This is a genomic window from Parabacteroides goldsteinii, from assembly GCF_020091425.1.
GTDB lineage: Bacteria > Bacteroidota > Bacteroidia > Bacteroidales > Tannerellaceae > Parabacteroides > Parabacteroides goldsteinii.
Genome location: NZ_CP081906.1, coordinates 1084963 through 1103730, shown reverse-complemented (window position 1 = coordinate 1103730; position 18768 = coordinate 1084963). Strand labels below are relative to the sequence as shown.

20 protein-coding genes are annotated in these 18768 nt (G+C 36.1%); all 20 read left to right on the top strand.

Annotated elements, in window-relative coordinates:
* The first annotated feature begins 202 nt into the window (after window positions 1-202).
* The gene (locus tag K6V26_RS05480; RefSeq protein ID WP_224264806.1) at window positions 203-613 is read left to right on the top strand and encodes a sugar 3,4-ketoisomerase; all 411 of its coding nucleotides are present in this window, start codon (window positions 203-205) and stop codon (window positions 611-613) included.
* Window positions 606-1022, top strand: coding sequence for a sugar 3,4-ketoisomerase (locus tag K6V26_RS05475; RefSeq protein WP_046146737.1), 417 nt, complete (start codon window positions 606-608; stop codon window positions 1020-1022). The genes K6V26_RS05480 and K6V26_RS05475 overlap by 8 nt, the downstream gene beginning before the upstream one ends.
* Window positions 1019-1546 carry a hypothetical protein gene (locus K6V26_RS05470; protein WP_046146736.1) on the top strand — a complete coding sequence of 176 codons (528 nt, stop codon included), beginning with the start codon at window positions 1019-1021 and terminating at the stop codon, window positions 1544-1546. Before K6V26_RS05475 ends, K6V26_RS05470 begins: the two co-directional genes overlap by 4 nt.
* On the top strand, window positions 1546-2541 hold the full coding sequence (locus K6V26_RS05465) for a beta-ketoacyl-ACP synthase III (protein ID WP_046146735.1): 996 nt from the start codon (window positions 1546-1548) through the stop codon (window positions 2539-2541). The genes K6V26_RS05470 and K6V26_RS05465 overlap by 1 nt, the downstream gene beginning before the upstream one ends.
* Window positions 2532-3266 (top strand): 3-oxoacyl-ACP reductase FabG, encoded by a 735-nt coding sequence (gene fabG, locus K6V26_RS05460; protein WP_082207548.1) that lies wholly within the window; start codon window positions 2532-2534, stop codon window positions 3264-3266. The genes K6V26_RS05465 and fabG overlap by 10 nt, the downstream gene beginning before the upstream one ends.
* A 2-nt stretch (window positions 3267-3268) precedes the next feature.
* On the top strand, window positions 3269-3964 hold the full coding sequence (locus K6V26_RS05455; protein WP_046146733.1) for an enoyl-CoA hydratase/isomerase family protein: 696 nt from the start codon (window positions 3269-3271) through the stop codon (window positions 3962-3964).
* Window positions 3964-5064, top strand: a complete 1101-nt coding sequence (locus K6V26_RS05450; protein ID WP_046147566.1) for a DegT/DnrJ/EryC1/StrS family aminotransferase — start codon at window positions 3964-3966, stop codon at window positions 5062-5064. Before K6V26_RS05455 ends, K6V26_RS05450 begins: the two co-directional genes overlap by 1 nt.
* A gap of 5 nt (window positions 5065-5069) precedes the next feature.
* Window positions 5070-6050 (top strand): glycosyltransferase family 2 protein, encoded by a 981-nt coding sequence (locus tag K6V26_RS05445; RefSeq protein ID WP_046146732.1) that lies wholly within the window; start codon window positions 5070-5072, stop codon window positions 6048-6050.
* Window positions 6051-6053: 3 nt separating this feature from the next.
* A complete protein-coding gene (locus K6V26_RS05440; RefSeq protein ID WP_046146731.1) occupies window positions 6054-7364 on the top strand; it encodes an O-antigen translocase in 1311 nt (436 codons plus the stop codon).
* On the top strand, window positions 7361-8302 hold the full coding sequence (locus tag K6V26_RS05435; RefSeq protein ID WP_046146730.1) for a glycosyltransferase family 2 protein: 942 nt from the start codon (window positions 7361-7363) through the stop codon (window positions 8300-8302). Before K6V26_RS05440 ends, K6V26_RS05435 begins: the two co-directional genes overlap by 4 nt.
* Window positions 8302-9534: a glycosyltransferase gene (locus K6V26_RS05430; RefSeq protein ID WP_224264805.1), complete on the top strand. Its 1233-nt coding sequence runs from the start codon at window positions 8302-8304 to the stop codon at window positions 9532-9534. Before K6V26_RS05435 ends, K6V26_RS05430 begins: the two co-directional genes overlap by 1 nt.
* Window positions 9531-10652 carry a non-hydrolyzing UDP-N-acetylglucosamine 2-epimerase gene (gene wecB / locus K6V26_RS05425; protein ID WP_046146729.1) on the top strand — a complete coding sequence of 374 codons (1122 nt, stop codon included), beginning with the start codon at window positions 9531-9533 and terminating at the stop codon, window positions 10650-10652. The genes K6V26_RS05430 and wecB overlap by 4 nt, the downstream gene beginning before the upstream one ends.
* Before the next feature lie 3 nt (window positions 10653-10655).
* Window positions 10656-11909, top strand: coding sequence for an O-antigen ligase family protein (locus tag K6V26_RS05420; protein WP_046146728.1), 1254 nt, complete (start codon window positions 10656-10658; stop codon window positions 11907-11909).
* A gap of 208 nt (window positions 11910-12117) precedes the next feature.
* A complete protein-coding gene (locus K6V26_RS05415; protein ID WP_046146727.1) occupies window positions 12118-13218 on the top strand; it encodes a glycosyltransferase family 4 protein in 1101 nt (366 codons plus the stop codon).
* On the top strand, window positions 13202-14299 hold the full coding sequence (locus tag K6V26_RS05410) for a DUF1972 domain-containing protein (RefSeq protein ID WP_224264804.1): 1098 nt from the start codon (window positions 13202-13204) through the stop codon (window positions 14297-14299). The genes K6V26_RS05415 and K6V26_RS05410 overlap by 17 nt, the downstream gene beginning before the upstream one ends.
* A 36-nt stretch (window positions 14300-14335) precedes the next feature.
* The gene (gene rfbA, locus K6V26_RS05405) at window positions 14336-15223 is read left to right on the top strand and encodes a glucose-1-phosphate thymidylyltransferase RfbA (protein ID WP_046146725.1); all 888 of its coding nucleotides are present in this window, start codon (window positions 14336-14338) and stop codon (window positions 15221-15223) included.
* Complete coding sequence (gene rfbC / locus K6V26_RS05400) at window positions 15223-15795, top strand: dTDP-4-dehydrorhamnose 3,5-epimerase (RefSeq protein ID WP_046146724.1); 573 nt, start codon at window positions 15223-15225, stop codon at window positions 15793-15795. The genes rfbA and rfbC overlap by 1 nt, the downstream gene beginning before the upstream one ends.
* Window positions 15788-16648, top strand: a complete 861-nt coding sequence (gene rfbD, locus K6V26_RS05395) for a dTDP-4-dehydrorhamnose reductase (RefSeq protein WP_046146723.1) — start codon at window positions 15788-15790, stop codon at window positions 16646-16648. Before rfbC ends, rfbD begins: the two co-directional genes overlap by 8 nt.
* A 6-nt stretch (window positions 16649-16654) precedes the next feature.
* Complete coding sequence (gene rfbB, locus K6V26_RS05390; RefSeq protein WP_046146722.1) at window positions 16655-17716, top strand: dTDP-glucose 4,6-dehydratase; 1062 nt, start codon at window positions 16655-16657, stop codon at window positions 17714-17716.
* Window positions 17717-18049: 333 nt separating this feature from the next.
* A complete protein-coding gene (locus tag K6V26_RS05385; protein ID WP_010799906.1) occupies window positions 18050-18481 on the top strand; it encodes a hypothetical protein in 432 nt (143 codons plus the stop codon).
* Window positions 18482-18768 lie beyond the last annotated feature (287 nt).

Below are 18768 nucleotides of genomic sequence, written 5' to 3'. Positions count from 1 at the left end.
AAGTCAGCTGTAAAAGAGCTCTAAATGAAGGAGAAGAATGATTGAATATTGTATTAAGTTATTATTAATGGATTAAACAAATATATTTCAATTTATCTCACACATGCAAACGTAAAAAAAGAAGTGTTTTCCAAATTACGAACGTCCAAATAAGACGCAAACAACTAAAAGAAATAAAAATATTAATCTATAATTAGATTAAATGAATAAAATGCAAAGTAAAATTATCAATTTGCCTAAAATATTCGACAGACGAGGTAATCTTTCTTTTATTGAGGTTAATAATCATATTCCATTTGGAATAAAAAGAACTTACTGGATTTACGATGTACCTGGTGGAGAAACACGTGGAGGACATGCTTACCGAGAAAATGAAGAATTCATTGTTGCCTTAAGCGGTAGCTTTGATGTTGTATTAAATGATGGGACACATGAACAGCATTATCATTTAAATCGCTCTTACAATGGAATTTACGTACCCAAAATGATATGGCGATCTATGGAAAATTTTTCAACTAATTCATTGGCGCTTGTTTTGTCTTCAAAAGATTATTCCATAAATGATTATATACGTGATTTCGATCAGTTTAAAAAGGAGGTTCGTCATGTCTAAATCTTCAACGGCTTATGATTGCACGTTAGTCTATTTTGATAAGCATCATAGTGAAAAAGGAAATATAAGCGTAGCCCAGAATATGAAAGATATTCCTTTTGAAGTTAAACGGGTTTATTATTTGTATGATGTTCCGGGAGGAGAGAGCCGGGGAGGACACGCTCATTATGAATTAAAACAATTGATTATTGCTGCGAGCGGTAGTTTCGATGTTATGATAGATGACGGTAATGTTAAACGTACATTTACTTTAAATCGTCCTTACCAGGGGTTGCTTATTTCTCCGGGATTATGGCGGGAACTGAATAATTTCAGTAGTGGTTCGGTATGTCTGGTGCTTGCTTCAATGGAATATGACGAAGCGGATTACATACGTAATTATGAAGAATTTATAGCGTATAAGAAATGAAAGAAAAGAAATTAAGATCAATAGAGATAAGTGAGCCCTGGCAGGTTGAAATAATGCGGCATATTTATAATGATAATTTGGATATGTTATCAACCAGACCGCTTCAAGCGAATGATTATTATACCCAGCAAAAATGGTGGAATGAAAATAAAGATAAATTATGTGGGTATTTGTATGAACCTCTTGATCGGCCGGGAAAATTCGTAGCCTTCTTGGTTTTGACCGATAGGGGCAATTTCGATACGCCGATCATTGCAATTCAAAAAGAAGAATGGGGAGCGGGGTATGGTCAAGAAATTATTAATGATTACATAGAGAAAGCCAATAGACCATTAGCTGGATCACAGTTGCAGTCTAATGGGGCAATATGTCATATAAATAAAAAAGTAGGATGGCAAATTGTAGGACATAGAATACTTGAAAATGGACAAATTGTTGATTTGTTGTATCATAAAGGAATAAATCCTTCCATTGAAAATCCAGAGAAAATATATCAAGAAATTATTAAATACCATTCGTTATAATGAGACAGGTTGTAAAAAATGTAAAAATAATAGGGACGGGATCATACATTCCTGAAACAATCTACACGAATCAATATCTTGAAACAATAATCCCGACTAACGATGCCTGGATTCGTGAGAATCTTGGAATTAAAGAACGGCATATTGTTGCTGATAATGAAACAACGAGTGACCTGGCTGCACAAGCTGCAATACGTGCTGTTCAGGATGCCAGATTGACTGTTGACGATATCGATTTGATAATCGTCGCTACTGCGACTCCTGACAGAAAAGCTCCTTCAACTGCGGCAATTGTTCAGGATAAAATAAAGGCATATAATGCCGCTGCATTTGATATTTCTGCTGTGTGCAGCGGTTTTTTATTTGCTATGTCGGTTGGTTCGCAATATATAGCAAGCGGTGTGTATAATCATGTATTGGTGATCGGTGCCGATACGTTTTCTCGAATTATTGATTGGGAAAGACGTGATGCTGTGTTCTTTGGTGATGGGGCGGGTGCTGCTGTTCTGTCTGCTGCTAATGTGACGGAAGGTTTTCTGGCATATCGGTTATATACGGATAGCAGCAATAAAAAATTTGGTTTTACAGTTCCGGCAGGAGGTTCCGAGATGCCTATAAATGAAGAGGCGCTTGCTAAAAGGTTACAGTATTTTCAAATGGATGGTAGAGCTGTTTTTGATTCGGCCGTTTCTGTATTGCCTAAAGCTATTTCACAGGTTCTTGCCGATACTGGATTATCGATTGAGGATATTGACTTGATGATTCCTCACCAGCCCAGTATAAAAATTCTTCGAAAAACTGCGGAAATAATAGGTTTGCCTTTTGAGAAGGTGATGACAAATATGGATAAGTATGCCAATACTTCCGGTGGAACCATTCCTATATTATTGGATGAAGTTAGAAAGTCCGGTAAAATAAAATCAGGAAACATTATATTGTTTGCAGCTGTTGGTAGTGGTTGGACATATGGAGCTGCAATAATTAAATGGGAATGATGGAAAATAAAATAGTTTTTATAACAGGTGGCGATAAGGGCATCGGTAAGGCAATCGTATGCCGTTTTGCTGAACTTTATAAAACGGTTATTTTTACATATAATAAAAATGTAGAGGGGGCGAAGGAAGTTGGCGAGGCTTTTTCTAATGTATTTTTTTATCAATGTGATCTTGCTAATGCCGGTCAGTGTGAAAATCTTGCTAAAGATATAATCCGGACTTATGGGAAAGTAGATATTCTAATTAATAATGCCGGATATGATAATGATTCCACTTTTCTAAAAATGGAGAAAGATCAATGGGATACTGTTATTGATATAAATTTACGCTCTATATATTATTTTACACAGTCTTTTAGCCGCATTATGTCTGAGTGTAAGTGGGGAAGGATTATTAATCTTACGTCTATTGCGGGGTTTACCGGCGCATTTGGAAAATCGAATTATGCAGCAGCAAAAGCTGGAGTGGTCGGGTTTACAAAATCTTTGGCAATGGAGTTGGGTAAAAAAGGAGTGACGGTGAATGCAATAGCTCCCGGTGCGATTAAGACTGAAATGCTCATGCGTATTCCGGAAAAATACAGAGAGGGAATTATTGGAAATATTCCTGCCGGAAGATTTGGCGAACCGGAGGAAGTTGCTGATTTAGCGGAATTTTTAGTTAGTGATAAAGCTAAATATATTAATGGACAGACCATCCATATCAATGGGGGATCTTATTTATAGGAATGATACATTCTAACCTTATAGATCATATTAAGTATATAAAATTATCATCTGGAAAGGGTAATTTGCTCACTTCTTCCGACGTTGAAGTTTTACGTGAAATTTTGCGTGAAAGTGCTCAGAATAAAGACATTTCAGGATTGGTCATTTCCGGAGAAAGGCATTGTTTTTGTACAGGTTTTAATGTGGGTGGTACTGGAAATACAGATTTGCATTTTTCTAATTTCGATGGCTTTTTAATCGAACTATTCTCTTTTCCGAAACCGGTTGTGGTTGCCATTGACGGTCATTCGATAGGAGGTGGGCTATTACTGCAATGCTGTGCGGATTACGTTGTTGCATCAGATAGTAAAATGACAAAAATAGGTCTTCCGGAACTGAAGCTCGGTCTTACTGTTGATAAATTAATGATAAGTCTTTTAAATTATAATTTAAGGAGGCCGAGGCTATTGCAGAAACTGTTATATAGTGGAGACTATATAACGATACAACAGGCAAAAGAAATGGATATTGTAGATGACATTATAGAGGGAAGCGTTCTTGAAACGGAAGCCCGGAAGGCTTGTTTGAAACTCTGTGAATATGCCCCGGTAGCTTTTGGAATAACAAAATTGAAGCTGCGTGAACATACGCTTCAACAAATGCAGGCTTCGTTAAATGATAAATGTTATAAGGTATTTAATGATTTGATGAAATGATGATAAAATTTTTAGACCTACAAAAGATAAATGCTCAATATGCGGAAGAATTAAAGTCTGCTGCTGCTGACGTGATAGATTCCGGTTGGTATTTACAGGGAAAACAGAATGAAGAATTTGAAAAAAATATCTGTCATTTAACGGGTTCTCCGTATGCTGTTGCAGTTGCCAACGGGCTTGATGCTTTAAGGTTGGTTTTACGTGCCTATATAGAAAAGGGTGTAATGAAAGAAGGGGATGAAGTTATTGTTCCTGCGAATACATATATTGCGACTATTTTGGCGATCACAGATAATAAATTGAAACCTGTTTTAGTAGAGCCTTTAATTGAAACCTATAATATCGATATCAATAAAATAGAAAGTGCCATAACCTCCCGTACGCGGGCGATAATGGTTGTGCATTTATATGGGCGGGTGGTTTGGAGTAAAAAGCTGGAATCGATAGCTCAAAAATATAATTTGAAAGTAATTGAGGATAATGCACAGGCTATAGGGGCAGAATATGAAGGAGTGAGGACAGGACACCTCGGGGATGCTGCAGGTTTTAGTTTTTATCCTGGTAAAAATTTGGGAGCATTAGGAGATAGTGGTGCGGTGACTACGAAAGATCCGGAAGTTGCCAGAATTGTTCGTGCTGTTGCAAATTATGGATCTGAAAAGAAATATGTCAATACATATATGGGTTTAAATAGTCGAATGGATGAAATTCAGGCTGCATTTCTTAATGTTAAAATAAAACATGTTTTACAAGAGAATGCTTGTCGTCGGGAGATTGCAAATTATTATTGTAGTCACATAAAGAATTCTAAGATTATTTTACCCGAACAACCAGTCGATCCCATGGAAAATGTGTATCATATTTTTGCTGTGCGTACGGCAGATCGTGATGCGCTACAGAGTTATCTTGCAGAGAATGGAATTCAAACATTAATCCATTATCCATTGCCTCCACATAAACAGATTTGTTATAAAGATTGGAATAATCGATCTTATCCTATTACTGAAAAAATACATAGGGAAGTATTATCGCTGCCAATGAGTGCAGTACTGACAGAGGATGAGGTTAAAGCCGTCGTGGAGATTATTAATAAATTTTGACCCGTATGCCGAGGATTTCTGTGGTTATGCCAGTCTATAACGGAGAATCCTATCTTGAAGAGACTCTCGATTCCTTGTTAGCTCAAAGTTTTCAGGATTATGAGGTTGTGTGTGTGAATGATTCATCGACAGATCGTTCCCTTCAAATTCTTGAACGGTATGCCCAACTTGATTTACGTATTAAAGTTTATACAAAACCGAATCAAGGATTAGCTTCTTTTTCTGTAGCTTACGGATTAGAACGTGCGAGAGGTCAATATTATATGTATTCCTCGCAAGACGATCTTTATGATGTAGATTTGTTAAAAAAGGGGATTGAGCTTGCAGATAAAATGAAAGCAGATGTGGTGATCCCTAATTTAGTATGTTATTCTGGCAATAAAGATGATATTTCAATAAGGACTTTTTGGCGGGAAACAGTCCCCGATTTTGAACATGTGACCCCACATGATGCGTTTGTTTTAAGTCTTGATTGGAGAATTCATGGATTTGGTTTATATCGTACGGAAATAGTTAAGCGTGTAGGGATCGAAACATTTAATTATAATAGTGACGAATATACTACACGTAAATTATTACTTAATTGTTCTAAGATTGTATTTAGCGATGCAATTTTTTATTATAGAATAAATAATCCCAATGCGATTACTAAAAAAATGTCATTTAAACTATTTGATGTTTTTTATACAAATCAAAAATTAGAGGAATTAGCCCTTGAACAAAAGGTTCCTATGGAGGCAATCATAAAATTGAGAGAATTAGCTCTTAATGATGTTGCAATCAGGCAAAAGCTTTTATTTATCTATGGAGATAGCCTTTCTGGATATGAACGTCGCGAAGCTGCCTTGAAAGTGAAAAACGCCTATCGGAACATCCGGGATAAAAAAGAATTGTATAAAAATGATAAATTCAGGCGTCTGCTGTTTACTCATGGTTTTAAATTATTGAAGTTCTCAATGAGAGTACGTGCTTTTATCAGTAAATAAGCTATGAGAGAAAAGATAAAAAAAATATTTTTTTCAGCTTTAAAAAATGATTTGATAAAAGTATTTTCACTCACAGCGTTATCGACTTCAGTAAAAATGGTAACGGCTTTGATTACAACCAAAGTTGTAGCTATTATTGTTGGTCCTTCCGGAGTGGCTTTGTTAGGTCAGCTTACCAATTTTGTAACCATAATATTGAATCTTGCTTCAGGCGGTATTAATAATGCTATTACTAAATATATAGCAGAATATAAAGAATCCGATTCGAAGATTACAGCATTATTATCTACGGCATTTCGTATCATCGCTGTTTGTTCTGTTGTAACAGCAGTTATTATGGTGTTGTTTAACGAACGTATAAGTCGGTGGATCCTGTTTTCTGAAGAATATGGTTTTGTATTTGTTGTTTTTGGCTTGACTGTAATCTTTTATGCAATAAATAATATGTTGATTTCTGCAGTAAATGGTTTTAAATGTTTTCGTTTATATACCATTCTAAATATTGCAGGAAGCATATTAGGGGTGATTTTTTCTGTGATTTTTGTTTTAACGATGGGGCTTAGTGGGGCGATGATTGCAACTGTTACGTATCAAAGTATTGTATTGGGGGTTACCTTTGTTTTATTGCGTAAAGAATTATGGTTTAAAATTAGCCGTTTTACAGATAAATTAAACAAAAAAATATTTTGGCAGTTTTTAAAGTTTTCGTTGGCTTCTATTGTATTTATTGTTTCGGCACCTATTTCTCAGATGTTACTTAGAGGTTATGTTATTGCAGATATATCAGAATCTCAAGCTGGGATATGGGAAGGGATGAACCGAATTTCAATGATGTATATGATGGTTATAAGCATGTCTCTAACGGTGTATTACATCCCCCGATTGTCGGAATTACAAACAAAGGAAGAAATCAGAGAAGAAATTATAAAAGCTTATAAATTTCTTGTTCCTCTTCTTTTGGTTGGTTTTATTTTAGTCTATTTCTTGCGTCATATTATTATCTGGATTTTATATACTCCTGATTTTGTATCGATGGAAAGGTTGTTTGGGTGGCAATTGCTTCTCGATATGGTAAAGGCTGTCAGTTTTGTTGTTGCTTATTTACTTATAGCTAAAGCTAAAGTATTTATATATACTGTCACAACCCTTGTTTTTTCTGCATTGTATTTATCTGTAGGTTATATTTTATTGAGAATTCAAAACGATGTAGTTGGAATAATACAGGGGGAGTTATTAACACAAACACTTTACTTCGTAACTATTGTTTTTATATTGCGCAAAACGTTGTTTAGACGTTATTATAAATTTTCATGATGAATCCCCGGCATACTATATTACTAATTACTTACCGTCAAGCTTCTACCATCGAAGCATGTTTGGATTCTATTTTTTCACAATCCGTTGCTCCTTACGAGGTTGTGATTGCTGATGATTGTTCTCCTGACAATACATGGGATATCATTCAACACTATGCCTCTAAATTTCCGACTATAATAAAAGCTATTAGACATCCTCAGAATCTTGGTGTTTTCGGGAATTTTAATGAATTGATAAAATGTGTTTCTGGAGATTTTGTAAATATTGTGGCTGGGGATGATCTTTTACCTCAGGGTATTCTTGAAAAATATAATTATTTTATAGAAAAACATCATTTGAATTGTAATGATTCATTTGTAATTTATACGAATAGCCTTGTTCTTAAACCTGATGGAGAAATGATTTTTAAAAATAATAGAATCAATTTTAAAGAAGATATGTTTGAGGCCGGAGTGGAACAAGGTATGTGGAGTTGGGATACAGGAATGAGTGCAGGGCTTATGCGTAGGATGCAGGAAGGTATTCGTACAGATTTGGGATATCAGGCGGATTTACTATGGCATTTAAAAAAGGCCGTAAATAGCGATAATAGTTATTTTATGGATGAGATCGGATATATTTACCGGGCTAATATTGGTGTTTCTGTCGGTACAAAATATCAAAAACATTTGGAAAGTAAGCGTCTTGTCGTTGCTGAAATTATGAGGCAATTTCCAGACCGAATTACCCCTAAAGTAAAACGGTATTTTGAATTTGATGATTCATGGATGCTTTATAATGCTCAACCTTCGTTTAGAACTTATTGTAATTTTGTCAAACATTACTTCAATTATGGACGATTTCCTCAGGGGAATATTCATCATAATCCCTTCAAAGTCTTGTTGCCTATATGGGCAAAAAACATAATTAAAAAATTGATTAGACGTAGTTATTAATGCATATTGCTATTGTGACTCCACAGATGATCGTCGGTGGAGCTGAAACTTATATTATTATTAAAAGTCGTTGGCTGATTGCTCATGGTCATCAGGTAACTGTCGTATCTGCTGGGGGATGTAATGTGAGTAATTTACCATCACAGGTTGAACATGTTGAATTTATTACAGAAATTTCTCCCGGTGCTTTTAGTTGTAATGAATATGAGGATTATTTAAAAAAACTGGCAAATATATTGATCGCTCGGAAGATCGAGGTTATTGAAGCGCATAATACTTCTCCTGCAATTCATGTCGCTCAGGCTTATAAATATCATAAAATTCCATTTTTAATTAATATCCTCAATGAGCGGACTTATTTGTATAACCCTTTTCTTAAGATATTGACAAAACGACTTGCAATGACAGGAGTATTATATACTCTCACGAAACAAATGGTCGTTTTTATTGAATCTCAGTTGAAAAGAAAGATAAAGGCTAATATAATACCGATTCCCGTAGAGAGGGTTCCGCTCATGGAACAAATGGAAGGGAAAGAACAGAAAGAAATGTATATTTTGTCTGTATGTCGGATGGAGGCTGATAAAATGTATGTTAAATATCTTATACAGGAATTTGGGGTATTATTACAAACTCGACGTTTACCTATAACTTGTAAACTCCATCTTGTGGGAGAAGGGAAATTACTTGATACTGTAAAAAAACTGGTTCAAAGGGTGAATGAGAATGTAGGTGCTGAAGTTATTACGATGTTAGGAACTTTAGTAGGGGAAAAGTTATGGCAGGAGTATCGTGGAGCGAGCCTATATGTAGGGACAGGTACTTCATTGCTTTTGGCTGCATCCTGTGGAAAGCCTGCATTGATACCGGGATATACCATAAAGTCTATGCCTTATGCATGGGGGGTATGGGGAGAACGTGAGAGCGATGTAGAAGTTTTAGCGACAACAGAAAAACAAAATAATCCCCGAAGTAAATATTGCGACATTATTGAAGAATTATTGGTGAAATGTCCGTCGAGGGCAATTGAGGCTGGTCGTAATGCCCATAGAATTTATAATGCTTATTATAGTATAGAACCTATAATGGAGCGCTGGCAAAAAGAATATGGAAACATTGTTATGATTTTTTCTAAAAAAGCAGTTGAAATAGAGAAAGCTATAGATATCACGTTCCATGTGAAACTATACCGTATTGTCTGGAAATGTTATAATATAATTCGCAAACGATGAAAAAAATATTACTTGTTTTTGGTACACGTCCGGAAGCAATAAAAATGGCTCCGTTAGTTAAAGCTTTTAAAGCAGATACTGACTTATTTGACTGTAGGGTTTGCGTTACAGCTCAGCATCGGGAAATGTTAGATCAAGTGTTGGAATTTTTTGATATACATCCTGATTATGATTTAAATTTGATGAAGCCTAATCAGACATTAAATGGTATTTGGGCTGATATTTTACTTCATATGAAGCCTATTTTGGATACTTGGCGACCTGATTGGGTGCTTGTTCATGGTGATACAGCTACTTCGACTGCGGGGGCATTGGCCGCTTATTTTAGTGGTTGCAAGGTTGGACATGTTGAGGCGGGGTTAAGAACGTTTGATAAATGGTCTCCTTTCCCTGAAGAAATGAATCGCCAATTGACAGGAAGGTTGGCAGATATACATTTTGCTCCAACTTTACAATCTAAATGTAACTTGCTTAGAGAGGCTATAGATGAAAATAACATTGTGGTTACTGGAAATACGGTAATAGATGCTTTACATCAGAGTGTTGATAAAGTCAATTCATTGAACTATACCAATTCTGAAATTGATAATTTGAAAAAAATTCTCGATCCCCAGAAAGATTTTGTTTTAGTTACAGGACACCGCCGGGAAAATTTTGGGCAAGGATTTATCAATATATGTAATGCACTGAAAGATATAGTTGAAAAACGTCCTGCTACACAGATCGTTTATCCGGTACATCTTAATCCGAATGTAAAAGATGTAGTCAATAGTATTTTAATGGATGTTCCCAATATTCATTTAATCTTACCACTGAGTTATCCGAGTTTTGTATGGGCGATGGATAAAACGAAACTTGTAATAACCGATAGTGGAGGGGTACAGGAAGAGGCTCCTTCGCTTGGAAAACCGGTTCTTGTTATGCGCGATACAACTGAACGTCCTGAAGCTGTCGAGGCTGGTACTGTGGTATTGGTTGGAACGAATCGGGATAAAATTGTGAGTGAAGCTCTTGATCTATTGAATAATACTTTACGATATGAAACCATGAGTCGTATAGCTAACCCTTATGGTGATGGAAATGCCGCAAATAGAATAGTTGAAAAACTAAAATATTAAAAGTTGAAAATTACTATTGTGCGTCGATGGGCGTTATGGCTATTGACAGTATGGTTGATTTTTTTTATTAACCCTTTTGTCGATGCAATAACAGGATATATTGTTATGTCTGACAGTAGCGAAGTCGGAGGTATCGGATCTCCTTCTCAAATGTTTCGGTTGCTATTGTCAGGTCTTATGTTGGTGCAAATTCATAATTCCCGTCATTTGATTTTTATTTTGTTGTTTGTCTTTTATCTTGTTGTTCTGGAGTTATTTAATTTTATTTTCCACACAGACTTGATGGGGTTGACAATAGGAATAACTTATTCTTATAAGTTAGCCTTTGGGATACTGATGTATTTCGTAATAGATAAATATATCCAGAAAGGATGGTTAGAATTTAATAGATTGCTGGATTATACAATTTATTCTGGAGTTATCTATTGTGGATTGGTTTTGTTTGCCGATTTGTTAGGAATAAGCTATCCTTCATATAGTGGAGTAAATTTAGGTTCCCGGGGAATTTTTGCTTCTGCTAACGGGCTTGGTATATATGTAGGGGTATGTTCTTTATTGGTAATTTATAAGTATTATAAATCACCTCAAAAAATATATTTATTCTTTTATTTATTGATGGCTTATGTATTACTGGGATTAATGACTCGTGCTGCAATTGGTATTTTGCTTGTGGGAGTGACATTATGGTTTATCAATATGCCTTGGAAATATAAGCTCATGAGTTTAGGAGTTGGTTTTATTTTAATTGGGATATTTATAGAGCCTGTCTCTAAGGTGGTTCGTTCATCAACAGAAATGATCGTTTACCGTTTACAGGATGCAGATATATCATTTCAAGGTTTAGTCATAGGAGGACGGCAGGAATTATTTGATCGGGCGACGAAAAACTTTACAATAGAGAATGGATTGTGGTATAGGCTTGTTGTCGGTGGAGGATATTTTCTTTCTTACCGGAACCCGTTTAGTATGGCTTCTGAATACTCTCCAATACTGGAGGCGGATCTATGGGATGTCTTCTATATGTTTGGGATTGTTGGATTACTTGTATATGGTAGGCTATTTATCTATGGTTTGTGTATAAGTAAGCATGCAACATTATCTTATATATTAAAAATTGCCTGGATAATGCTTTTTTTCCATTCTGCTTTTGCCGGACATGTTATACAAAATGGAATGTCTGTAATGGTAATGGTGTGTTTGATGATATTATTGAAATACATCGGGTCGGAGAAAGTTCAAGGTCAATTGTGTTCTTGATGATTATAATTCCTTTCTAAATATTTTTTCATAATAAAGTAATGATAGGGAAACTTAGCTCTGTTGGCTTTATTAAACTTTTTATGTCAGTGTATATTCCTGTGTTTCTCAGGATGTTTTATGATGTAGGTTTTTACTCTATTATATATATCAGAAAATGATATTGTTTGTGTGTTATTTCTGATTATCCATAAAAGGAAAATTCAAAATGAAAGTTTTATTTCAGTCTAGAAAGACTCTTTTTTCTGCTCCTGGCGGAGATACAACGCAATTGTTAAAAACGAAAGAGTATCTTGAGAAATTAGGGATAGAAGTGGATATCTCACTTGAACTTGAACCGGATTTAAGAGAATATGATATTATACATGTCTTTAACCTAATGAGACCCCAAGACTTGTTTCTACAGGTTCGTAACGCTAAACGTCAGGGTAAGAAAATTGCATTGTCGACAATTTATGGTCCTTATACAGAATATGAAAAAAAAGCACGGGGTGGTATGCTGCAAGTCATGAATCAAGTGTTGAGTATCACTCAGATCGAATATCTTAAAGTAATTGCCCGGGCGATTTTGAACCGTGAGTTTAGCAAAGGAACATGTATTTATTTATTGAATGGACATAAAAGATTACAACGGAAAATCATAAAAATGGTGGATGTCTTCCTGCCAAATTCTCATTCAGAAATGAGACGTGTTGAAAATGATTTCCACTTGACTAATTTAAAATATGTTGCAATCCCTAATGCTGTGGATGTTAATAAATTTGATTATGATACAGTGGAAATTGCATCTGAAAATGAAAAATACCGGGATTGTGTTTTATGTGTGTCTAGAATAGAAGGGCGTAAAAATCAACTTAACGTAGTGCGAGCGGCAAAGCAATTACCTTACAAATTTGTTTTTATTGGTAAGGCCGGGGCTAATTTTATGAAGTATAGGAAGCAATGTGAAGAAGAAGGAGGAACAAATTGTGAGTTTATAGGACCTGTAGACCATGAACAATTACCTCAATTTTATAAGCTTTGTAAAGTTCATGTTTTAGCTTCATGGATGGAAACTCCTGGACTTTCGTCTTTGGAAGCGGCTGTTATGCGGAGCAATATTGTTGTGACCAAGAAGGGCGATACTGAAGATTATTTTGGGGATAGGGCATTTTATTGTGACCCTGATAATATTGATTCTATTCGAGAGGCCATTAATCGGGCTTATGATACTCCTTTTGTTGAGTCGTTAGAACAAAAAATAAAAATGGAGTATAAATGGGAAGATACTGCGCGTGAAACACTAAAAGGTTATGAAGCAATCATATAAGAGAGTTGCAATTATTGGAATTGTCGGAGTTCCTGCTTCTTATGGAGGATTTGAATCCTTAGTTGAGAATATTATTGGAGAAAATTCATCACAATTTATAGAATATACAATTTGTTGTAGTTCATTGAGCTATTCTCAAAAAAAAGATGTCTATAAAGGAGCTAAATTGAAGTATATACCTTTAAAAGCTAATGGTGTTCAAAGTATTTTTTATGATATAATATCAATTTTCAGAACTATCCTAAAAGTAGATGTATTGCTTATTTTAGGTGTTTCCGGATGTATTATTTTACCTGTCATTAAGTTGTTTTCTGCGAAGAAAATTATTGTTAATATTGATGGACTGGAGCATAAGCGCGACAAATGGAAACCTTTAGTAAGGCGTTTTCTAAAATGGTCGGAAAAACTTGCTGTAAATTATGCAGATGTTATAATTTCAGATAATAAAGCCATTCAGGATTATGTAAAGGCCCAATATAATAAGGATTCTGAATTAATAGAATATGGTGGGGATCATGTGTTATGTGATGTATCTGCAATAGAATCTACAGTATTGGAACAATATGGGCTTGAAAAAATGAATTATAGTTTTTCTGTGTGCCGTATTGAGCCTGAAAATAATATTAAAATAACCCTTGATGCTTTTTCCAGAATAAATGAAAATATAGTGTTTGTGGGTAATTGGCAAAATAGTAATTATGGGCAAATGCTGAGGAAAGAATATTCTCAGTATAAAAACATAATGTTACTCGATCCAATATACGATATTAAGGTTTTAAATGTATTACGTCAAAATTGTAAATTTTATTTGCATGGTCATAGTGCCGGAGGTACCAATCCTTCTCTTGTTGAAGCGATGTTTTTTGGGAAACCCGTTTTGACCTATGATGTTGAGTATAACAGGGAAACTACAGAAAATAAAGCATATTACTATAATGATGCACAGAGTTTAATCAATCTGATTTATATGCCATATACTGATTTTATGGATAGTGGTCGGGTTATGGCTAAGATTGCTTATCGCCGATATCTTTGGAAATATATAGCACAAAAATATGAAGCTTTGTATTTAGAAGATTAAAGTATTTATTAGAATTAAAATAGAAATATAGTCATAATGAAAGGAATTGTTCTTGCCGGAGGTTCAGGCACACGTTTATATCCTATCACTAAGGGAGTTTCTAAACAGTTGCTTCCGATTTTTGATAAGCCGATGATTTATTATCCGGTTTCGGTGTTGATGTTGGCAGGGATTCGGGAGATACTCATTATTTCAACGCCACAGGATTTGCCGGGATTCCGGCGGTTACTGGGAGACGGTTCTGATTATGGTGTGAAATTTGAGTATGCGGAACAGCCCAGCCCTGACGGCTTGGCACAGGCTTTTATTATCGGGGAGCAATTTATCGGAGATGATTCTGTTTGTTTGGTATTAGGGGATAATATTTTCTATGGGCAGAGTTTTACCCGGATGTTGAAAGAGGCTGTACAGACTGCTGTACTGGAAAACAAGGCTACGGTTTTCGGGTATTGGGTAAGTGATCCGGAACGGTATGGGGTGGCTGAGTTTGACCGGGAGGGAAATGTACTGAGTATCGAAGAGAAGCCTGCGCAGCCTAAATCCAATTATGCTGTGGTAGGGCTTTATTTTTATCCTAATAAAGTCGTTGAAGTGGCAAAAAATATAAAGCCTTCGGATAGGGGGGAATTGGAGATTACTACCGTAAATCAACAATTCTTGCAGGATCAGGAGTTGAAAGTGCAGTTATTGGGGCGGGGTTTCGCGTGGCTGGATACAGGAACACATGATTCATTAAGCGAAGCTTCTACTTTTGTAGAAGTTATTGAAAAGCGACAGGGGTTGAAGGTTGCTTGCCTGGAAGGAATTGCTTTGCGACAAGGGTGGATTACTTCCGGTAAAATGAGAGAGTTGGCACAACCTATGATTAAAAATCAATATGGGCAATATCTGTTGAAAGTAATTCAAGAACTGGAGGGAAAATAATGGAAGTAATTCGAACTGATATAGAAGGCGTCTTCATATTACAACCTCGCGTTTTTGGAGATGAACGTGGTTATTTTTTTGAGTCGTTTTCACAACGGGACTTTGAAAATCAGGTCTGTAAAACCATTTTTGTACAGGACAATGAATCGAAATCATGTTATGGCGTATTGAGAGGATTGCATTTCCAGAAACCACCTTATGCACAATCTAAGTTAGTGCGGGTGGTAAAAGGTAAGGTTTTGGATATTGCAGTAGATATACGAAAAGGTTCACCGACGTTTGGAAAGTATGTCGCTATTGAATTGAGTGAAGAGAATAAGCGGCAATTTTTTATTCCGCGTGGGTTTGCTCATGGGTTTGTGGTATTAAGCCAGGAGGCTATATTTCAATATAAGTGTGATAATTTTTACGCGCCGGATTGCGAGGGGGCTTTGGCCTGGAATGATCCTGATCTGGGAATAGATTGGCAAATATCTGTAGAAAAGGTTATGCTTTCTGAAAAAGATAAGCATCATCCTTGTTTGAAAGATTCCGAGTGGCTATTTGATTATAAAGAGAATCTTTATGAATAATATATTAGTTACAGGAGCGAACGGGCAGTTGGGGAGTGAGATGCGCCGTCTGGCCGGGAGGGCTACTCCGGATCATTATGTTTTTACTGACGTTGCAGAGTTGGATATTACCGATTTGCAGGCATTGCGGCAATGTATGACAGAGAATCGGATAACGATAGTGGTGAATTGTGCGGCTTATACGAATGTCGATAAAGCGGAGGATGATTTTGAAACGGCCGACCTGATTAATCATAAAGCTGTGGAGAATCTGGCCGTTGCCTGTAAAGAGGCTGGGGCTACCTTGATTCATGTGTCTACGGATTATGTATTTCAGGGAAGTGGTAATTTGCCCTGCCGGGAAGATGAGCAGACAAATCCGCTGGGCGTTTATGGAAAAACGAAATTGGCCGGTGAGCAGTCGATCGAGAAAATCGGTTGCAGATATTTGATTTTTAGGACAGCTTGGTTATATTCTTCTTTTGGAAATAATTTTGTGAAAACCATGAGACGCTTAACTTCAGAACGCCAACAGTTGTCTGTTGTATTTGATCAGGTAGGTACTCCTACCTATGCAGGTGACCTGGCAGCTTTGATTGGGTATATTATTAAGGAAGGAAAATATAAACAGCAGCAAGGTATTTATCATTTTTCCAATGAAGGGGTATGCTCCTGGTATGATTTTGCCAAAGAGATTGCTGTGTTGTCTGGGAATGTATGCGATATCCGGCCCTGTCATTCGGACGAATTTCCGAGTAAGGTAAAACGTCCTGCTTTTTCTGTGCTGGATAAAACAAAGGTGAAAAATGATTTTGATTATGTGATTCCTTATTGGAAAGATTCTTTGGTGAAATGTATTAATGAATTAAATTAATAGGTTATGGAGTTTAAAAAAAATATTTTAATCACCGGAGGTGCCGGGTTCATTGGCTCTCACGTCGTGCGGCTGTTTGTGAACAAGTATCCTGAATATCGTATTATTAATTTGGATAAACTGACTTATGCGGGGAATCTTGCCAACTTGACAGATATTGAAAATATGCCTAACTATACGTTTGTGAAGGCTGATATTTGTGATTTTGAGAAGATTGTGGAGATTTTTAAGCAATATCGAATTGATGGTGTTATTCATTTGGCTGCGGAAAGCCATGTGGATCGTTCAATCAGGGATCCTTTCACATTTGCGAATACGAATGTTATGGGAACTCTTTCTTTGCTGCAGGCGGCGAAGGTATGCTGGGACGGGAATTATGAAGACAAACGTTTCTATCATATTTCGACGGACGAAGTGTACGGTGCTTTGCCGTTTGACGGTACTTTCTTTACGGAAACAACCAAATATGATCCTCATTCTCCCTATTCTGCTTCCAAAGCATCTTCGGATCATTTTGTACGGGCATTTCATGATACTTACGGATTACCCATCGTTATAACGAATTGCAGTAATAATTATGGTCCTTATCAGTTTCCTGAAAAATTGATACCGTTGTTTATTAATAATATCTGTCATGGCAAACCTCTTCCGGTGTATGGAAAAGGGGGAAATGTTAGAGATTGGCTTTATGTGGTAGACCATGCAAGAGCTATAGATATCATATTCCATAAAGGGAAAATAGCCGAAACATATAATATCGGAGGTTTCAATGAATGGAAGAATATAGACCTGATCAAAGTGATTATAAAAACCGTAGATAAGTTGCTTGGTAACCCGGAAGGGACCAGCGAACAATTGATAACTTATGTGACCGATCGGGCCGGACATGATTTACGATACGCCATTGATTCAACAAAGTTGAAACATGAATTGGGTTGGGAACCCAGCCTTCAATTTGAAGAAGGGATAGAAAAAACAGTTCGTTGGTATTTGGATAATCAGGAATGGATGGACAATGTTACGTCAGGTGATTACCAAAAATACTATGAGTTGATGTATAAATACTAACTTTTATTCCCTTCTAGTTAATCCGAATCAAATCTGTGTATAATAAGCTGCTGCGTCTTTATGCATGTCGAGATGTTTTACCAAGTAGAAACTTAAGGTCATAATTTTAATTGAAAATTTGAAGGTCCCTTATTTTGGAGATAAAAGATATATGTTTTGAAGATAAAATAAGGGACTTTTGAATGCAAAAGATATATGTTTTTTAGAGGGAAAGGAGATTCTTACTGTTGACAGGAAACATCTGTTGTACAGCATCAACTTAAAAGTTATGCTGACAGAAGAATTAAAACGCTATAAAAAAAAATTGGTGGAATTGTAGGAAAAAATTTGGCTTTGGATAAATTGGAAGCCTATATTGGAGAGTGCCCGGACCGACGGACCGAAATAATGAAACTGGCCTGGCTGTTGGGGAGTGATGAGTGTCACCAAAAAAAGGGTTGGACTGATTTGGCAAATAAGTTTTTTGACAAATTCCGACCGGAAATATTGACTTGGTGTGGTTTTGACCTGGTAGACCCGTGGAAGGAGAGAGTACCGGTGAACGACCGGAAATTTTTGAGTGACCTGCTGGGGCAAATGAAGGTATATTATTTCAATGATGTGTCTTTCGACTTCCTGGCTGAGCACTTTTATCTCTGTTTTCGTCTGGAGGGAACGGTCGGTTCTTTTTGTACCGAAATGAAAGTACATGACTCCGATTATTCGGATTGTATCAAACATTTTTTGAATGAAATAAATAGGATTAATAACAAAAATAAGAAATAATAATTGATTAATACGCTGTATAACAGGTTTTTCTGTGCTTGTTTTTGCTGCGATTTTAGTAATTGCCGTCTGGTGCATACCCTCTACCTTTGCAGGGTGAAAGTGAATGATACCGGATGTTGTTAATCTTTGAAATCTGAAAAAAATGGCCGTAGGCCCTTATTTAGTTATAAATATTTATATTCTATATTAAAAGAGGAATTTCAGGACATTCCCGGGCGACTTGAAAAGTCTTCTATTAATAGGCTCAATATCAGAGATGTATAGACACGAAGCAAATTCATTTT

Bases quoted from the DNA above. Each gene is read 5' to 3' on its own strand.
- K6V26_RS05440 (WP_046146731.1), top strand. From the start codon at position 6,054: ATGAGAGAAAAGATAAAAAAAATATTTTTTTCAGCTTTAAAAAATGAT.
- rfbA (WP_046146725.1), top strand. From the start codon at position 14,336: ATGAAAGGAATTGTTCTTGCCGGAGGTTCAGGCACACGTTTATATCCT.
- rfbB (WP_046146722.1), top strand. From the start codon at position 16,655: ATGGAGTTTAAAAAAAATATTTTAATCACCGGAGGTGCCGGGTTCATT.
- K6V26_RS05415 (WP_046146727.1), top strand. From the start codon at position 12,118: ATGAAAGTTTTATTTCAGTCTAGAAAGACTCTTTTTTCTGCTCCTGGC.
- K6V26_RS05430 (WP_224264805.1), top strand. From the start codon at position 8,302: ATGCATATTGCTATTGTGACTCCACAGATGATCGTCGGTGGAGCTGAA.
- rfbC (WP_046146724.1), top strand. From the start codon at position 15,223: ATGGAAGTAATTCGAACTGATATAGAAGGCGTCTTCATATTACAACCT.
- K6V26_RS05445 (WP_046146732.1), top strand. From the start codon at position 5,070: ATGCCGAGGATTTCTGTGGTTATGCCAGTCTATAACGGAGAATCCTAT.
- K6V26_RS05455 (WP_046146733.1), top strand. From the start codon at position 3,269: ATGATACATTCTAACCTTATAGATCATATTAAGTATATAAAATTATCA.
- K6V26_RS05410 (WP_224264804.1), top strand. From the start codon at position 13,202: ATGAAGCAATCATATAAGAGAGTTGCAATTATTGGAATTGTCGGAGTT.
- K6V26_RS05475 (WP_046146737.1), top strand. From the start codon at position 606: ATGTCTAAATCTTCAACGGCTTATGATTGCACGTTAGTCTATTTTGAT.
- wecB (WP_046146729.1), top strand. From the start codon at position 9,531: ATGAAAAAAATATTACTTGTTTTTGGTACACGTCCGGAAGCAATAAAA.
- rfbD (WP_046146723.1), top strand. From the start codon at position 15,788: ATGAATAATATATTAGTTACAGGAGCGAACGGGCAGTTGGGGAGTGAG.
- K6V26_RS05465 (WP_046146735.1), top strand. From the start codon at position 1,546: ATGAGACAGGTTGTAAAAAATGTAAAAATAATAGGGACGGGATCATAC.
- K6V26_RS05435 (WP_046146730.1), top strand. From the start codon at position 7,361: ATGATGAATCCCCGGCATACTATATTACTAATTACTTACCGTCAAGCT.
- fabG (WP_082207548.1), top strand. From the start codon at position 2,532: ATGGGAATGATGGAAAATAAAATAGTTTTTATAACAGGTGGCGATAAG.
- K6V26_RS05470 (WP_046146736.1), top strand. From the start codon at position 1,019: ATGAAAGAAAAGAAATTAAGATCAATAGAGATAAGTGAGCCCTGGCAG.
- K6V26_RS05480 (WP_224264806.1), top strand. From the start codon at position 203: ATGAATAAAATGCAAAGTAAAATTATCAATTTGCCTAAAATATTCGAC.
- K6V26_RS05450 (WP_046147566.1), top strand. From the start codon at position 3,964: ATGATAAAATTTTTAGACCTACAAAAGATAAATGCTCAATATGCGGAA.